Here is a 274-nt window from a genome sequence, read left to right on the forward strand (position 1 = left end):
CGCAAGATCGGCAAAGATTGATCATCGCTGAGATCAATCAGGAAGTTTTTTAGCCGGCGGCCCGCTGCAATCGTTGTGGCAATATCGAGCAGTTCCACTGGGGCAAGCATCGAACCCAGTCGGGCGCGCTGCAGCGGGGAACGTATATCGCGGATGCCTCCAAGCGGCACGCTTCCTTTTAAACGAAGCACAGTGGCTCCTTCGTCCGTTGCCTGCTGCGCATAGCGAACTTGATCTATATGGGTAAAAGGCACCAACTCGCTTGCTTTCTCTT

The 274-nt window shown here is 54.4% G+C and carries 1 pseudogene; it reads right to left on the bottom strand.

The annotated features are described in order from the left end of the window. Nucleotides 1-274 (bottom strand): annotated as a pseudogene (locus MXD62_RS08630) (endonuclease MutS2); the annotation flags it as partial.

Origin of the sequence: Frankia sp. Mgl5 (assembly GCF_023242985.1) — a bacterium.
Classification (GTDB): Bacteria; Actinomycetota; Actinomycetes; order Frankiales; family Frankiaceae; genus Parafrankia; species Parafrankia soli.